Here is a 16,477-nt window from a genome sequence, read left to right on the forward strand (position 1 = left end):
GTTGCCGAAAATCGGCAATGCGTCTGCCGCTCGTGGGGTCGGGAATTGTCGGTGGTGGGTCGTATGTTCGTGGGGTGGACACTCATTCCGCGCCTGTGGCGCTCTTGGAAGGCCTCACCGATCCCGAGGTGCTGGCCGCGGTGAACGATGCCGCGAATATGTTGGACGACAAGGATTCCGTCGCGTTGGCGCAAGCAGCGTCGGCGGGGATCGCGCGTTTGGAGGCGGTGCGGTTTCGGGCGTTGGCGCAGTTGAACCGGCATCGTGAGGGTGCGCGGAGTGTGGCGCAGGAGGTCGCGTTCGCATTGTCTGTCACGGACAATCATGCGGGCGACATGGTCGCTGCGGCGGACGCGCTGACCAGCCGGCTGCCTCGCACGTTGAATCTGATGGACGAGGGGGAACTTGGTGGGTTCAGCGCGATGAAGGTCGCGACGGCCACTGCCTGGCTGTCCGATGAGGACGCTCAAGCGGTCGACGCCGTGTTGGAGGATCGGATTGGTGGCAAGAACCCGGATCAGGTCCGGAAGGCGGCCAACCATGCGGCGAACACGATCGATCCCGAGGGCGCCGGTAAGCGGGCTGAGCGGCATCGTGAGGGTCGTCGTCTGACGGTGCGGCAGGGTGAGACCGGGGTGGCGTCGATCGAGGTCGAGGATGGGCCGGTGGAGAAGGTCGCTGCCGCTTATCAGCGGATCGATCGTGAAGCGCGGGCTCTCAGAACCGGTGGTGAAACCCGTACTCTCGACCAGTTACGGGCCGATGTCGCCCTCGATCTGCTGCTCGGCGGCCAAGGCGGCACGAGCGAACGCAGCGAAGTGTTCCTGTACATGGATTTGTTCACCTATCTCGGCCTGAACGACGATCCGGCGGAACTGGCGGGGCATGGCACGATCCCCGCCGCACTGGCCAGGCATATCGCCGCCGGTCAGAACACTGTGTTACGGCGGATCATCACCGACCCGCTCTCCGGGCAGGTGCTTGACCTCGGCCGCGACCGCTACCGGCCGACAGCTGGTCTGGCCGAGTTCGTGCGAGTGCGGGACCGTGAATGCCGAAGACCCGGCTGTCACCGACCCGCCCAAGCCTGCGACATCGACCATTCGGTGCCGTGGCAACACGGCGGCCACACCTCCGATATCGACCTCATCGATCTCTGCCGCCGCGACCACCGGTTGAAAGACGAACCCGGCTGGATCTACCGGCTCGCCTCTGATGGCACTCTGACGATCACCACACCCACCGGGCAGCAGTGCGACAGCACGCCACCGCCGCTGCACGAACCCCGCCCGGCGGCCGACGAGCCGCCACCGTTCTGAACCCGTTGCCGAAAAGCGGCGACGGGCGGAAGGCTGCAGTGGGCTGAAAGTTGCCGGAGAGCGGCGACGAGCGAGGACCGCAAGCCGCCGACAGCTGAGCCTGCCAACAAGGCACCGTCGCCGAAAAACGACGCCAAAGCCAACCCCCAACCCTCAAGACCCCAAAGCCGCCAACTGCCCTACCGTGAGCCGTTCCACCAAAGGCACCGCCCGATACAACCCATCACGGCAATCCACCCGCACCGGCCCGGCGATATGCGGATGTTCCTCCACCACGAGCAAAGCGGCCGCCACCCGATCAGGCGCCCACTCCAGCGCGCCGGCGAGGGCCGAAACGGAAAGCGCCCGGTCGGCATGCAGAAGGGCGGCGAGCACGGTCAAGGCGTCACCGGCGAAAACCGCGACCCGGTCGTCGAGCATGATTTCGTTGATACGCGCGTGAAACCGGGAGAGGTCGTCCATGCGGGCGCCGGCGGGGGTCGAGGTGCCGAGGACTTCGGCGCCCCGGCGCGCGATCCGCACCCATTCCTGATTCGACCGGACGCTTTCGTCCCACACCCGTTGCGGCATTTCCTCGTCGATGACGTAGCGCTCGCGCCGGCCGTCCCGTTCCCGCCGGAGCATCGCTTGGGCTTCGAGGTAGGCGACGGCGTTCGAGATCGAGGCCGGGCTGACCTGGAGCCGCTGGGCGAGTTCGGCGGCGGTGAGCACACCGTCGTCGCTGACCGACAAACACGCGAGCAGCCGGGCGGTCATGCGGGGGAGGCCGGTCGCGACGATCATTTCGGCGAACTCGGTTTCGAAGGCACGGACGGCTTCGGGGTCGCGGCCGTAGCCGTTCTCGACGACGGGGACGGCGCGCGGCCGGGGTTTGCCGCGCCGCGCGCGTTCTCCGGTCACCCGGGTCGCTTCTTCGGCGCGGTAGCCGGATCGGCCGCTGTTGCGCGCGACCTCGCGGCTGATCGTCGACGTCGGACGCCCGAGCCGACGGCCGATCTCGGCGTAACCGAGGCCGTCCTTGAGCCAGGTCGCGATCAGCCGACGGTCCTCCTGGGTCAGTCTGCCGCCCGGCATGGGCACCTCCTGTGCGTTCACCCGCAGATCATTGCAACACGTCGTTGCATTCACCGACAAGATCGTTGCAACGATTTACGGAAATCTACCAGCAAGAACACCAAAAAGGCCAGCAACTAGCTTTGAAGGGAACCTGAATGCAACGTAGCCTTTGGGCATCGGTAAAAACTGGGAGGAACAGAAATGACCACCTCGGTCCCACATCTCACCGAGCTGCCCCTCGAACGCCCGAAGGGCTGCCCGTTCGACCCGCCCGCAGAGCTCGGCACGCTGCGCGACGAGCACCCGCTCGTCCGGCTGACGTTCCCCGACGGGCACGAAGGCTGGCTCGCGACGGGCCACGCGATCGCCCGGGCGGTCCTCGCGGATCCCCGGTTCAGCGCCCGGCAGGAGCTGATGCATTCGCCGCTGCCCGGGGCGGCCGCGATGGTGGAGATGCCGCCCGCGGCACCGGGGATGTTCATCAAAATGGACGATCCCGAACACGGCCGCTACCGCAAGCTGCTCACCGGCAAGTTCACCGTCCGCCGGATGCGGCTGCTCGGCGAGCGGGTCGAGCAGGTGACCACCGAGTACCTCGACGCGATGGAGCGCCAGGGAACGACGGCCGATCTGGTACCCGCCTTCGCGCAGCCCATTCCGGCGCTGATGATCTGTGAGCTGCTCGGCGTCCCCTATGAGGACCACGAGTTCTTCCGCCGCAACGTCATGCCGCTGAACCTGCCGGACGCCTCGGCCGAGGAGCAGGAAGCCGCCATCAACGCGTTGGGGGAGTACCTCTACAAGCTCATCCTTGCGAAGCGGGCAGAGCCGACCGATGACATCCTCGGCGAGCTGACGACCACGGAGCTCACCGACGAGGAGCTGACCAGCATCGCTTTCCTCTTGCTGGGTGCCGGTCTCGACACCACGGCCAACATGCTCGCGCTGGGCACTTTCGCCCTTCTGCAGCACCCGGACCAGCTCGCCGCTCTGCGCGAGGATCCGGAGCTCATCGACGGCGCGATCGAGGAACTGCTGCGCTATCTGACCATCACGCACACCGGGGCGCGCACCGCGCTCGAAGACGTCGAGATCGGCGGACAGCTCGTCAAAGCGGGCGAAGTGGTCGCGCTTTCGGCCCAGGCGGCCAACCGCGATCCGCTGAAGTTCCCGGAACCCGACCGGCTCGACGTCCGGCGGAACGCCGCCGGGCACGCCACTTTCGGGCACGGGGTGCACCAGTGCCTCGGCCAGCAGCTGGCGCGGGTGCAGATGAAGGTCGCTTTCACCGGGCTGCTCGCGCGGTTCCCGAAGCTGCGCCTGGCCGTTCCGGCCGACGAGATCCCGATGCGGACGGATTCCGACATCTACGGGGTGTACGCGCTCCCGGTGGCCTGGAGCTGATCGCGATGAGGCTCGAAGTGGACCGGGAACGCTGTGTGGGCGCCGGAATGTGCGTGCTGACCGCGCCGGAGGTGTTCGCGCAGGACGAGGAAGACGGCCGGGTCCGGTTGCTGGACCGCGATCCGGCGGAGATCGGCGACGCCGTGCAGTTGTGCCCGGCGGCGGCGATCACGGCGAACGCCTGAAGATCACCCAGGCCAGGGGGTGCCGGGCGGGCACCCCCTGGCGCGGGGATCAGCCGATTTCCGCGAGGACCTTGCCCGCGTCGGCGCTCTGCACGGCGGTGCCGGCGTAGAGCTGCTGGACCCTGGCCTTCTCCTGGGCGTTGGGGTTCACGTTGGCGCAGCTGACGCCACCGGTCGAGCCGGACATCAGCGACGAGCACGGCCCGGGCTTCACGTCGGGCAGGCCGAGGCTGTGGCCCAGTTCGTGCGACGCGATGCGGGTCTTGTTGTAGCCCTGCTGGACGGCCTGCCTGCCGTACCACACGGTGACCGTGCCGCTCGGGCGAACGGGACCGAGGGTGGCGCGCGGCCAGCCGTTGTCGGCGATGATCCGGATGTTGACCCGCTGGCCCGGCGTCGCCTTCACGAGACGGACGTTGGTGACGTTGGTGTTCCAGACGTTGACGCCCGCGGCCACCGCGTCCTTGAACTCCGCGGCCTGGCTGTCGTCGTAGGTCAGAGTGGTCGCCATGATCTCGGCGGCACCCGCGGAGGGTGCCGTGAGCGCCGAGATGGAGAGCGCGGCGCCGGTGAGCACCGCGGCGAAGGTACGTCGAAGCACGTTTGAACTCCTCGCGTCGAAGGCGTGCTGGAATTTCGGAGCAGTGTCGACACTGAACCTGTCGAAGCGCTCGGGGTACCCGCCGATAGTCGTCTGTCGTTAACCATGATCTTGACGCGACCGGAAGACTGTGCCGTTATGACGACGGCACGTTTCACCGGACACGAAGCACCGATCCTCGCGGTCGCGGTGAAGGGGAACCTGCTGGTCACCGGGGGTGCGGACCGGACGGTCCGGGTCTGGGACCTGGAGACCGGGGCGCAGCGATTCGCGCTGAGCGGCCATGATCGGCCGGTGCTGGCGGTGGGTATCTCGGGTCGGCACGTGGTCGGTTGCGATGGGGCGACGGTGCGGAGCTGGCGGATCTCCGGCACCGAGGCGCATCCTCCGGAGGTCCAGACCACCAAGCGGACCGTGGCGGTCGCGGTGGCGAAGGAGTTCGTCGTGTCCGGCGCGGGGAGCACCGTCGAGGTCCGGCGGCTGGACGGCGTGACGGTACGCGGCCTGCGCACCGGCGGCCCGGAGATCGAGTCGGTCGCGGTGACCCCGGACGGCCGGTTCGTCGTCGCCGGGGACGACGCCGGGGGCGTGCGGCTGTGGAACCGGGAAGTCGTTTCCCATTACCGGTTCGGTGGGGCGGGCGCGATCCACGTGATCGCGATCTCGCCCGACGGCGAGCAGGTGCTGTCCGCCGACGGCGAGACGGTCCGGTTGTGGGGCCGCAACGGCGATCCCGCCCTCGTCTTCCCCGCGCACACCGGGGTGGTGCGGGCGCTGGCCTTCGGCGCGGACGGGAAACTGGTGCTCTCCGGCGGTTCCGACGGCGAGGTCCGCGTCCGCGAGGTCGACGACCCGCGGGACTACACGCTCCTCAAGGGGCATCAGGGGAATGTCCGGGCGATCGCGTGCACCGCGGGCAACGAGAAGATCGTCACGGTCGGGGACGACCGCACGATCCGGGTGTGGGACCGCTTCGGCAACCAGATCGACGGCACCGGGTTCGTCGAGCCCAAACCGGGCCGGGCGCGGCCGCGGATCACGCCCGACGTCGAAAGCCCGGTCGATCTGATCGGTTTCCACGACGACGTGCGCACGCTCGCCGCGGTCATCGCCGACCGCGAGACCAGCCCGCCGCTGTGCGTCGCGCTGCTGGGTCCGTGGGGGTCCGGCAAGTCGAGTTTCGTCCGGCAGGTGACGGACCGGGTGGCCGAACTGGCCAGCCGGTCCCGCGGCGACGCCGCCAACAGCGTGTTCGCCGGTGAGATCCGGCAGATCCGGTTCAACGCCTGGCAGTATCACGACGACCATCTGTGGGTCGGGCTGGTGGACCATCTGTTCCGCAACCTCGGCGCACCCGAGGCGCATGCGGACGCCGGCGAGGTCCACGCCGAACGCGAAGCATTGCGGACCCGGCTCGCGGGGCTGAAGGCCGTGAAGGCGGACTCTCCGCTCACTTGGCGTTGGCGGCTCTTGGTTTCCGGGGTGGACCGCGCCGAACGACGGCGGCGACGGCTCGCGGTGACGGGTTACGCCGTGGCCGGTGTGCTCGGCATCGCCGCGGCGATCACCGGCTGGGCCTTGTGGCACAACGCGATTCTCGCCGCGGCGGGTGCCGTCGTCGCGCTCGGCGCCGTGCTGACCCCGGCACTCACCACCGCCAGGGCCGCCCTCGCGCCGGTCAAGTCCACATTGGACAAACTGCGGAACGACGTCGACAAACGCGAGGAACGCTTCGAGGCCGAGGTGCGGGAGACCGAGGAACGGCTCCGGCGGTTGGACGCGGCAAGCAGGCTCGGCGATCTGATCGAGGAGGCGAAATCCGGTAGATACGGGGATTACCAAGGGGTTTTCGCCCGGGTCCGGGAGGATCTCGCGGATCTGAGCGCCGATCTGGCCGACGCGCGGGAGCAATGGCTGCTGGCGGGCGGGAAGGGCAAACCGCCGCTGGAACGGATCGTCCTCTACATCGACGACCTCGACCGCTGCCCGCCGTCGAAGGTCATCGAAGTGCTGGCCGCGGTCCATCTGCTGCTGGCGCTGCCCGCGTTCGTGGTGGTGGTGGCCGTCGACCCGCGCTGGTTGCGGCGATGCCTCGACCAGCACCACGAAGAACTGTTCGGCGCGGGGGAGACGAGCCGGACGGAGTACCTCGACAAGATCTTCCAGATCGTGTTCGCCCTGCGCCCCATGGGAAGCGCGGCGGACGAACTCATCGACGCCCTGATGCCGATCGAGCGACGGGAACCGCGGACGTCGGCGCACGAAGAATGGCCGGAGGACGAGAGCTCCCCCGAACGCGGCGAACAGGCGGAGGTCGTGGTCCAGGACACGGCCCCGCCGACGTTCTACAACATGCGGCCGGATCGGTTGCGGCTCACCGAGGTCGAACGCGATTTCGTCCACGTGCTGCGGAAAAGACTGAACACCCCGCGCGAGATCCGGAAACTGGTCAATCTCTACCGGCTCGTCCGCATCGGAATCCCCGACGCGGAGCTGGAGGCGTTCGTCGCCGGCCCCTATCGCGCGGTGCTCGTCCTGCTCGCCCTGCTGGTCGCCGATCCGGCCGCCGCGCGTGCGACGTTCATCGCGCTTTCCGCCGGGGAATCGTCACGCGACGCCTTTCCACCTGAATGGCGGCTAGACGTCGAATCCTTCGATGATCTACAGGTTTACCGGAATTGGGTGGGCACTCTCGCGCGCTTCAGTTTCGAAACCTACGATCTGGTGACCGAGGAGACGGAACCGGAAACCACGTTGTAGCTACACTTGCCCGCTACGACGGCTAGGGGGCGGCGCATGCGGAGATCAGGCTGGCTTTCGCTCGTCTTCGGCGCGCTCGTCGGGACGCTCGTGATCGTCCTGCTCGCGACCACGGTCACCGCGCCGTCGAACGCGTCCAGGGCGGACTGCGTCCGGCTGGTCACCAGTTCCTCGACGGAGAAGGGCGATCTGATCGCCGAACTGGCCGGACGGTACAACGAGACCGGCCGGACGTTCGACGGCGGCAAATGCGCGAAGGTCGAGGCGCACAAGAAGACCTCGGGCGCCACACTCGACCTCATTGCCGACGGCTGGAACGACGTCGACGACCGCCAGCCCGAGCCCCAAGTCTGGATGCCGAGTTCCTCGCTCTGGCTCGATCTGCTGCGGCAGCGGGGGAAAGGCGAGCGGATCAAGGCCGGGCCGAAGACGTCGCTCGCGACCAGTCCGATGGTGATCGCGATGCCGGAACCGATGGCCAAGGCGATGGGCTGGCCGGAAAAGACCCTCGGCTGGGGTGACGTCCTGCAGGTGAACCGGGACGGTGGCTGGGCCTCGAAGGGCGCGGAGTACGCGAAGTGGGGCAACTTCACGCTCGGCAAGGACAATCCGCGGCGGTCGACGTCCGGGCTCGCGGCGACCATCGCGACCTACTTCGCCGCGACCGGCGGCGACTACGGCAAGATCGGGACCGCGGAGACCGTGCAGTTCGTCCGCGGGATCGAGGCGTCGGTCGCCTACTACAGCGACGATTCGGTGGCGTTCCTCAAAACGCTGTACGACGAGGACCGCAAGAAGCCCACGCCCTACATCAGCGCGATGGCGATGCAGGAGCAGATGGTCTACCTCTACAACCGCGGCGTGCCGACGGGGGATCCGGCGCAGCTGAACGCGAACCCCGTCGCTCCGCTGCGCCCGCTGGTCGCCGTGCACCCCAAGGAGGGGACGATGCTGATCGACCACCCCTTCTTGACCACCGCGAACGCGTCGCCGGACCAGCAGGCCGCGGCCGAGGACTTCTACGCCTTCCTGCGGGAAGAGGGGCAGCAGAAGCGGTTCCGCGATCTCGGGTTCCGCGACCCGGATGGCAAGCCGGGGCCGGATCTGGCCGGGGTCGTGGGCACTCAGGGGACCCAGGAACCCCCGAAGATCGGCGTCCCCACCGGCGAGCAGATCCAGAAGATGCTGGACGGCTGGGAGTACACGCAGCGGCGCGGCCGGATCCTGCTGGTGCTGGACCTGTCCGGTTCGATGAACGAGCCGTTCGACAAGAACCGCAAGGACAAACCGTATTCCGAGAGCCGCATCGCCCTGCTGAAACCCGCGATCCGGAAACAACTCGAGTACCTGCATCCCGAGGACGAGGTCGGGCTGTGGACGTTTTCGGACGGGTACGAGGAAAAGATGCCGATCGGCAAGGTCAAGAACGTCCGCGACCCGATGCTCCGGCTGGTCGAGAACCTGACCCCTAGAGGGGATACGGCGCTGTACCAGACGGTGATGGCGGCCAACGACAAGATGCGGCGGGAGTTCGATCCGAACCTGATCAACGCCGTCGTCTTCCTGACCGACGGCGAGAACACCGAAGCCGGGACGAAGGAGCAGGTGCTGCAGAACGTCGACGCCGACCGGCTGGACAACTCCGTCCGGATCTTCACCATGGCCTACGGCGCGCAGGCCGACAGCCGCGTCCTCGACGAGATCGCGCAGAAGTCCAAGGCCCGCAGCTATCAGGCCGTCGACCCGCACGGCATCGACAAGATGTTCGTCAACGTCTTCAGCAACTTCTGACATGGCCGAGTACGACAACCGGCCGTTCCACGTCGTCGCGGTGGTGCTCGGCCTGATCGCCGGGATGATCGGCCGCGCGGTGACCTATCCGCATCCGCAGGCGTGGCTTTTCGGCGCGGTCGCCGCGCTGGCCGTGCTGGTCCCGGCCGAGACCGCGTTCTTCGTGCTGAACGGCAGGCGGCGGAGGCCGGCGCGGGAGAAGAAGCGTGCGCCGCAACCCACGCCCTACGACCACTTCAGCCTGCTCGGCCGGGCGCTGACGGCCATCGAAGCGGTGCGGCCTGGCGAGACCGAGCTTTCCGGAGCCTTCCGCCGGGCGGTGGCCCGGCTGGAAGAACACAAGAACCGGGACACCCCCGAAGTCGTCGAACTGCGGGTGACGGTGAAGCAGACCACCGACCGGCTGGAACGACACGCGGGGGACGAGAACCCTGATCCGGTGATGCTCGTCGAACGGATGGGGCTGTACCGGGAAACGCTCGAAGAGGCTCTCCGGGCGGTCGAACCGCGTTGAGTGTTCGGTGCCGAACAGACTACGGCCGTGCGTCATGCTGATCTGGCAGCATGCCGTTGATCGGGCGCCGGGTTGTCGAGGGCGTGGAACATGTGGTCGTGCCGGTGGAGCACCGGTTCAGCCTGGAGGAGGCCGTGCTGGCGGTGATGGCCGCCAAAAGCACCGTGCGGCCCGCTCCGGGGATCAAGGTCGCTCCGCTGAAGGTGTCGGAGGTACGGTCAGCGCTGCTTTACGCGGCGAAGCACGCCGATAGGCGACACCAGATCGTGGACAGCTATTTCGTCGAGGCCGAGGACGGACCGTTGCACCGGCTGGCCGAGTGGATCAGATCGGAACTGGTCCGGCTGGGCATCTTCACCACCCACGACGGTTCCGCCGCCGGATCGGGTGGCCGACTCGGTTACTCTCCGCGATAGGTGTTCACGACTGCCTGGGAGGGTGTTTCGTGGGTTTGGGCCAAGAGGCCGCCGAAGAAAGAGAACGTCCGTTCCTGGAGCGACTGGACGAACCCGTCCGCGCCCGGTTGCTGGAGATGGGGACCCCGCAGACCTACGAGGCCAGACAGGCGCTGATGCGGGCGGGCGAACCCGGCGACTTCGTCATGTTGCTGCGGTACGGCTACGTGAAGGTGACCAGCGCCGATCGGATGGGCGCGACCGTCATCCTCGACGTCGGCGTACCCGGCGATCTGCACGGCGAGATCGCGGTGATCGCGGGCGGTATCCGGATGGCCGACGTGGTCGCCATCGAAGAGGTGCACGTCCGGCGCATCGCGGCGAGCGAGTTCAACCGGTTCCTGCTGGATCATCCGGCGGCGATGCGCGAAGTGCTCGTCAGCGTCGCCCGCCGGTTCGTGCTCGCCCAGCGTCAGCGGACCCAGTCGTGGAAACCGCAGGCGGTGGCGCGGGTCGCGACCCGGCTCGACTACCTGGTCGACGTCTGTGGCATCCGGACACCCGCCGGCTGGCGGATCGGGATCCCGTTGAGCCAGGACGAACTCGCGCAATTCATCCCGATGGGCCGGACCATGGTCGCGCAGGCGCTGGACAAACTCCGGAAGGCGGGAGTTGTGGCCAGTTCGCGCCGTGCGATCACCGTCATCGACCGCGAGGCATTGCGGGTGATCACGGAAAAAGGTGTGACTTAGCTCACTGGCGTTGACCATCGCGAGGTCACGTTTTGTTCGGTTCCGAACAGAACTTCCGGTGAGGAGTGGGAACACTGCTTCCTGCCGCCAGTTTTCACCGATCAGGGGAGGGGTCGCAGAGATGCAGGTGCTGACCTCAGGCCGATACAACGCGCACACCCACGCCGTGCTTTCCGTCGACATCGTCGGTTCGTCCAAGGCCAGCGACGACCTGCTGGACCCGATGAAGACCGAGATGGAAACGCTGGTTTCCCGCTCGTTCAACGCGGTGGGGCTCGCCCCGGGGGAAGCGCGTCACTTCCGGGAGACCGGGGACGGGCTGATGGTCGCGTATCCGGACCATGCCGTCGGGCAGCTCTGCGAGGTCGCGTTCCACCTGGACCATCTGCTCCGGACACGCAACCGCTACGCCAGGGTCCCGATGCGGGCACGGGTGGCGGTCCACATGGGACCGATGGCGGACAACCACCGCTACCACCGCACGTACATCACGCTGACCCGGCTGCTGTGCGCCTCGACCTTCAACGACGCCGTGGGCTACTGGTGCCGTTCGGATCCGACGGGCGACAAGTTCGGCGCCGGGATGATCGTCTCGCAATCCGTGTGGCGCAACGTGGTCGAGCCGTTCGGGGTCGCGCTGGTCCCGCCGGCCCGCTGCGCCCGGATCAGCGTCACGACCCCGGACTTCGCCGACAGCGCGTGGATCCACTTGCCCGGTTTGGACGCGGAAGCGGTCCTCGCCGAACTGAACCCCGCCGTCGCGGTGCCGCTCGTGTTCGACCGGGTGAGCCGGTTGTCCACGACGGCCTGACCCAGACCGGGCGGTCCGGTTTCCAGGGAGGGAAAACCGTATCGCTCGCCGGTTCCCGGCCCGGTACCCCTACGCCGGGCCGGGAACCGGACCCCGGGCGCGGGGGGTGGGGGCGCGGGTCATCCCCGCCGCGCCCTCGCATGGAAATGTCATGAAAGGGCCGTTCAAGACGTTTTTCGTCCTGAACGGCCCTTTCATGACGTCCGGGCGCGCCTACTGGCGGCACCTCTTGCCGCTGTTGATGCACTTCACCAGCTGGTTCATCAGCCGCTGCGACATGACGTTCGCGAAGTCGTCGTGGTCGGAGCGCGGGTTGTGCTTCTCCTGAGCGAAGGCGTCGACCGCGTATTGCCCGGCGGCCTGGATATTCGACGGGATGTTGTACACCAGCGTGATCCGCAGCTGCGGCACGTTCTTGAAGCCACGCGGGCATTTCCCGTTGCGGTCGGAGAACACGATATGCGTGCGGTGGTTCGCGCTGTCGGTGTTCTTGCCGTCCCAGCAGTTCGGGAACGAGTGGACGCGGGTGACCTTGCTGCCCCGCGGGCAGATCGGGTACAGCTCGGTGAGCCGGTCCTCGAAGCCGGTGCAGGTCCAGCTGGGCCGAGCGTTGGCCGGGCCGTTGGTGCTCTGCTTGGCGTCGCCGTAAAGCACGCGCAGGAACTTCGGCATCGCGACGACACGGCGGGCGCCGCCGCTGGTGAAGGTCAGGTCGACCTTCTCCGCGCGCTGGATCTCGCCTTCGTTGTTGCCGATCTCGTTGTTGTCATTGACGCCGGGCAGATCGGCCGCCTTGCCGTCGGACTTCTTCTTCTCGGCGTCACCGGCGGCGTTGACGTTGCTGTTGTCGCCGCCGTTGTCGAGACCGCCCTTGCCGTTCTGCTTCACGGCGCAGCCGGCGAGCTGGTCCTCGTTCTTCGCGACCGGCTTGCCCGCCTGCCGCATGGTGTCGCCGATCTGCTTGATCGACGGCTTCCGTTTGTTCTTCAGCTCGTCGAGCACCTGGCCGGCTTGTTTTCCTTGTGCCAGCTGGTTGTTCGCGTTCTCGGACTCCCGGTCGAGTTTGTCGAGGTTCTCGTCGATCGCGGGCATGGCCTGGTCGGGAACCTCTTCGAGTTCGCTGGCGACGTCGGGGCAGTCGACCTGGGCGGCCGCCTCGTCCTTCGCGGCATCGACGCGGTCGGCGGCGAGTTTCTCCTCGTTCGCGGCCTCGTTTTCTTCCTCTTCCTCGGTGTTGATCCGGACGACCGGCCAGAAGTAGGCCGACTTGTCCCCGTTCTTGCAGGTGGTGCCCGCGCGCAGCAGGCTCTTGTTGTTCGAATCCGCGTTGGTCGAAAGATTCCCGACGTAGTCGTGCAGATGCTCGGCTCCATTGCGGACGCCGGGCTGCGCGATGAAGTTGTCGCCGTTGAAGTGGCCGTTCTCGTTGCGGCCGCAGTCCACGGTGAACGTCCCTCGTGCGCCTCGTTTCGCGAGGTCGAGGTTGACGTTGTTGCCGCGGGGGACCTTCGTGATGTCGATGAAGAACGACTTGTCCGCTCCGTCGGCCCTGGCGGCGTCTGGGGTCCCGGTCGTGTTGACCACGACGATCCCGCCGACGGCGAAGGCGAGGGCGATGGCGCCCGTGGCGACCTTGGTGCGGCGCGCCATGCGATGGCGGCCGGCGGATCTTTGGTTACGGGGCATGAACTTGTTCACCTCGTTCGGTGTCGTTGCCCGGAGCCCGGGGGATGCGTCGCCGGGAGTGCCGGCGTCACTGACTCCGTGTTGGCTGAAACGGCCCCGAACGAGAGGCGGTTCAAAAAGCGATCTCGCCGTTATCTTTTCGTTACCTTCAGAGAAGGAAAAGGCCCGGCCTCGGGGCAGTCGAGGCCGGGCCGGTTCCCGCTTCTCAGGCGTCGACCTTGTCCTTGGGCTCCGCCTCGGGAGCGGTGGGACGGGCCGGAAGGAAACGCTTGATCAACGGGAAGAACAGGATCACCAGGATGATCACGTAGACCACGATCGCGAACGGCGTGTTGACCAGCCCGGTCAGCGAGCCGTCACTGAGCTGCAGCGCGCGCCGCATCTGCTGTTCGGCGGCCGGGCCGAGGATCACGCCGATGATAGCCGGGAGGACTGGCAATCCGTAGCGGCGCATCGCGAACCCGATCAGGCCGATCACGAACATCACCAGCAGGTCGAAGATGTCCGCGTTGACCGCGTACGCGCCGACACTGGCGAAGAACAGGATGCCCGCGTAGAGGTACGGCCGCGGGATGCGCAGCAGCTTCGCCCACAGCGGCGCCAGCGGCAGGTTCAGCACCAGCAGCAGCGTCAGGCCGACGAACAGCGAGGCGATCAGGCCCCACACCAGCTTCGACTCGCGTTCGAACAGCAGCGGGCCCGGCTGGATGCCGTACTGCTGGAACGCCGCCAGCATCACGGCCGCGACCGCGGTGGTCGGCAGGCCCAGCGTCAGCATCGAGACCAGCGTGCCCGCCGCCGAGGACGACGCGGCCGCTTCCGGGCCCGCGACCCCTTCGATGGCGCCCTTGCCGAATTCGTCCTTGTGCTTCGACAGCCGCTTTTCGGTCAGGTACGAGAGGAACGTCGGGATCTCCGCGCCACCGGCCGGGATGGCACCGAACGGGAACCCGATCACCGGACCGCGCAGCCACGGCTTCCAGGTCCGCTTCAGATCGGCGCGCGAGAGCCACGGCCTGCCGACCGGGATCGGCTTGAAGGTGTTGCGCCGCAGATGCGCGGCCACCCACAGCGACTCGCCGACGGCGAACAGCGCGACCGCCACGATCACCACGTCGATCCCGTCCGCCAGATGCAGTGAACCGAAGGTCAGGCGCGACTGGCCGGTCATCTCGTCCAGGCCGACGAGGCCGATGGTGAGGCCGATCAGCAGCGACGCGACACCGCGGATCCGCGAGTTGCCGAGCACCGAGGTGACCCCGATGAACGCCAGCACCATGATCGCGAACAGGTCGGGCGCGCCGATGTCGACCGCGTACTTCGCGATGATCGGCGCCAGCAGCACCAGCGCCATCGTGCCGAGGATGCCGCCGACGAAATGCCCGATCGCGGCCGCCGCCAGCGCCTGGGCGCCGCGGCCCTTGCGTGCCATGGGGTTTCCGTCGATCGCGGCGACCACGGAGAAGCTCTCACCCGGGGTGTTCAGCAGGATCGACGTCGTCGAGCCGCCGAACATGCCGCCGTAGTAGATGCCGGCGAACATGATGAACGCCGCCGTCGGCTCCATGCCGTAGGTCACCGGCAGCAACAGGGCCACCGCCATCGCGGGGCCGATCCCCGGCAGCACCCCGATCGCGGTGCCCAGCAGCACACCGAGCGCGGCGAGCGCGAGGTGCGTCGGGGTCAGCGCGGTGCCGAACCCGTCGATGAGTTGCTGCAGCATCAGAACACCTCCATCAACGGGCCACCGGGCAGCGGGACACCGAGCAGGTTGTTGAAGATCAGGAAGGTCACGACCGACATACCCGCCGCGATCAGCGGATCACGCACCAGGTTGCGGCTGCCGAGGGCGAACGCCGCGCCCCAGAACAGGATCGCGCCCGAGATCGGGAAGCCGACGAGGCCGATCAGCGCCGCGTTGGCGAGGAAGGCACCGCACAGCAACAGAACCGTGCGCATGTCGGCGGGCGCGGTGAGGTCGATGTCCTCGCCGCCCTCGGCCTCGCCCTTGCCACCGCGCAGGACGTCGCGCGCCAGCAGTACCGCGACGATCAGCAGCAGCGAGCCGACCAGGACCGGGACCGCCTTCGGCCCGACGGGACCGCGCTGGGCGAAGTCGGTGGGAATGCTCAGCGCGTCGGTCAGCACCAGCACGCCGAGCACCACGAGCACCACGCTCACGCCGAGTTCGGAGCGCCCTTTCAGCCACGTGGTCATGCCAGACCCAGCTCTTTCAGCACCGTTGCCACTCGAGTGTTCTCCTCTTTGAGAAACGAACCGAACTGCTCACCTGGCGCGAACGCGCCGGTCCATCCGTTGCGCTGCAAGGCTTCCTGCCACTGCGGCGTCTTCTGCAACCGCTCGAACAGGCTCACCAGCTTCGCCCGGTCCGACTCGGTGATACCCGGCGGCGCGACGATGCCGCGCCAGTTCGTGAACTTCACGTCCACCCCGGACTCCGTCAGCGTCGGCGCGTCGATGCCGGGGAGCCGCTTCTCGCTCGTCACCGCCAGGACCCGGAGCGTGCCCGCCGCGATCTGGTCGCGGTACTCGCCGACACCGGAGACGCCGAACGCGACCTTGCCGCCGAGCACCGAGGCGAGCAGTTCGCCGCCGCCGTCGTACTGGACGTAGTTGACGGACTTGGGCGCGAGCCCGATCGCCTTCGCCATGAGCATCGGCGCCAGGTGGTCCGGCCCGCCGGGGGACGAGCCGCCGCCGACCTGGACCGCGCCCGGGTCCCGTTTCCAGGCGTCGAGCAGCTGGCCGATGTTCTGGTACGGCGAATCCTTGCCGACCACGACGATGTCCGACTCTTCGATCAGCTTCGCCACCGGCGTGGTGTCGAGCAGCGAAGACGGCGACTTGTTCGTGAACACGCTGCCGACGACGCCGAGCCCCATCGACATGACGAGTTTGCCGTTGCCGCGTTCGGCCACCGTGCGGCCGAGGCCGACCGTGCCGCCGGCGCCGGGGAGGTTGAACACCTCCGCGTTGCCGAGCAGGTCGGCGTCCTCCATGGCCTTGGTCGCGGTCCGCGCCGTGATGTCGTAACCGCCGCCGGGCGCGTTGGGCACGAGTACCCGCAACGACCGGATCTGCGAGCCCTCGTCGGCCTCGCTGCCCGGGGTGAGCAACGGTGGCACCAGCAAAACGGCGACGAGCGCCGCCGCGATGGCCAACCAGCTACTGGGCTTCACTGT

15 protein-coding genes are annotated in these 16,477 nt (G+C 67.7%); 9 read left to right on the forward strand and 6 right to left on the reverse strand.

The features are described from left to right. Positions 1-95: 95 nt before the first annotated feature. Positions 96-1,319: a DUF222 domain-containing protein gene (locus tag AB8M46_RS35565; RefSeq protein WP_394363114.1), complete on the forward strand. Its 1,224-nt coding sequence runs from the start codon at positions 96-98 to the stop codon at positions 1,317-1,319. A gap of 153 nt (positions 1,320-1,472) precedes the next feature. On the opposite strand, the gene AB8M46_RS35570 is transcribed toward AB8M46_RS35565, so the two are convergent. Next, positions 1,473-2,414 (reverse strand): helix-turn-helix domain-containing protein, encoded by a 942-nt coding sequence (locus tag AB8M46_RS35570; RefSeq protein ID WP_394363029.1) that lies wholly within the window; start codon positions 2,412-2,414, stop codon positions 1,473-1,475. A gap of 162 nt (positions 2,415-2,576) precedes the next feature. On the opposite strand from AB8M46_RS35570, the gene AB8M46_RS35575 reads away from it, so the two are divergent. After that, positions 2,577-3,779 carry a cytochrome P450 gene (locus AB8M46_RS35575; RefSeq protein WP_394363030.1) on the forward strand — a complete coding sequence of 401 codons (1,203 nt, stop codon included), beginning with the start codon at positions 2,577-2,579 and terminating at the stop codon, positions 3,777-3,779. 5 nt (positions 3,780-3,784) lie between these two features. Beyond that, positions 3,785-3,964, forward strand: a complete 180-nt coding sequence (locus AB8M46_RS35580; RefSeq protein ID WP_037346172.1) for a ferredoxin — start codon at positions 3,785-3,787, stop codon at positions 3,962-3,964. A 49-nt stretch (positions 3,965-4,013) separates the two neighbouring features. Here the strand turns inward: AB8M46_RS35580 and AB8M46_RS35585 are convergent, their stop codons facing one another. Continuing rightward, on the reverse strand, positions 4,014-4,565 hold the full coding sequence (locus AB8M46_RS35585; protein WP_037346175.1) for a snapalysin family zinc-dependent metalloprotease: 552 nt from the start codon (positions 4,563-4,565) through the stop codon (positions 4,014-4,016). Positions 4,566-4,703: 138 nt separating this feature from the next. On the opposite strand from AB8M46_RS35585, the gene AB8M46_RS35590 reads away from it, so the two are divergent. The 6 genes from AB8M46_RS35590 to AB8M46_RS35615 all read left to right on the forward strand — a co-directional run bounded on the left by AB8M46_RS35590 (position 4,704) and on the right by AB8M46_RS35615 (position 11,588). Then, entirely contained in the window at positions 4,704-7,325 is a 2,622-nt protein-coding gene (locus tag AB8M46_RS35590) for a P-loop NTPase fold protein (RefSeq protein WP_394363031.1), read from the forward strand. 36 nt (positions 7,326-7,361) lie between these two features. Then, on the forward strand, positions 7,362-9,116 hold the full coding sequence (locus AB8M46_RS35595; RefSeq protein ID WP_394363032.1) for a substrate-binding domain-containing protein: 1,755 nt from the start codon (positions 7,362-7,364) through the stop codon (positions 9,114-9,116). 1 nt (position 9,117) lies between these two features. Further along, positions 9,118-9,630, forward strand: coding sequence for a hypothetical protein (locus AB8M46_RS35600; protein ID WP_394363033.1), 513 nt, complete (start codon positions 9,118-9,120; stop codon positions 9,628-9,630). Positions 9,631-9,680: 50 nt separating this feature from the next. Beyond that, a complete protein-coding gene (locus tag AB8M46_RS35605; protein ID WP_016331763.1) occupies positions 9,681-10,046 on the forward strand; it encodes a hypothetical protein in 366 nt (121 codons plus the stop codon). A 29-nt stretch (positions 10,047-10,075) separates the two neighbouring features. Beyond that, positions 10,076-10,777 (forward strand): Crp/Fnr family transcriptional regulator, encoded by a 702-nt coding sequence (locus AB8M46_RS35610; protein WP_037346186.1) that lies wholly within the window; start codon positions 10,076-10,078, stop codon positions 10,775-10,777. A 121-nt stretch (positions 10,778-10,898) separates the two neighbouring features. Further along, entirely contained in the window at positions 10,899-11,588 is a 690-nt protein-coding gene (locus tag AB8M46_RS35615) for a hypothetical protein (protein WP_037346187.1), read from the forward strand. Positions 11,589-11,801: 213 nt separating this feature from the next. On the opposite strand, the gene AB8M46_RS35620 is transcribed toward AB8M46_RS35615, so the two are convergent. The 4 genes from AB8M46_RS35620 to AB8M46_RS35635 form a co-directional block, all read right to left on the reverse strand. Further along, positions 11,802-13,238, reverse strand: a complete 1,437-nt coding sequence (locus AB8M46_RS35620) for a DUF1996 domain-containing protein (RefSeq protein WP_394363115.1) — start codon at positions 13,236-13,238, stop codon at positions 11,802-11,804. 241 nt (positions 13,239-13,479) lie between these two features. Then, positions 13,480-14,997 (reverse strand): tripartite tricarboxylate transporter permease, encoded by a 1,518-nt coding sequence (locus AB8M46_RS35625; RefSeq protein WP_037346190.1) that lies wholly within the window; start codon positions 14,995-14,997, stop codon positions 13,480-13,482. Beyond that, complete coding sequence (locus AB8M46_RS35630; protein WP_037346191.1) at positions 14,997-15,491, reverse strand: tripartite tricarboxylate transporter TctB family protein; 495 nt, start codon at positions 15,489-15,491, stop codon at positions 14,997-14,999. Before AB8M46_RS35630 ends, AB8M46_RS35625 begins: the two co-directional genes overlap by 1 nt. Next, positions 15,488-16,456 (reverse strand): tripartite tricarboxylate transporter substrate binding protein, encoded by a 969-nt coding sequence (locus AB8M46_RS35635; protein ID WP_016331771.1) that lies wholly within the window; start codon positions 16,454-16,456, stop codon positions 15,488-15,490. Before AB8M46_RS35635 ends, AB8M46_RS35630 begins: the two co-directional genes overlap by 4 nt. Between the last annotated feature and the right edge of the window lie 21 nt (positions 16,457-16,477).

Source organism: Amycolatopsis sp. SB7-3, from assembly GCF_041021335.1.
Lineage (GTDB): Bacteria > Actinomycetota > Actinomycetes > Mycobacteriales > Pseudonocardiaceae > Amycolatopsis > Amycolatopsis japonica.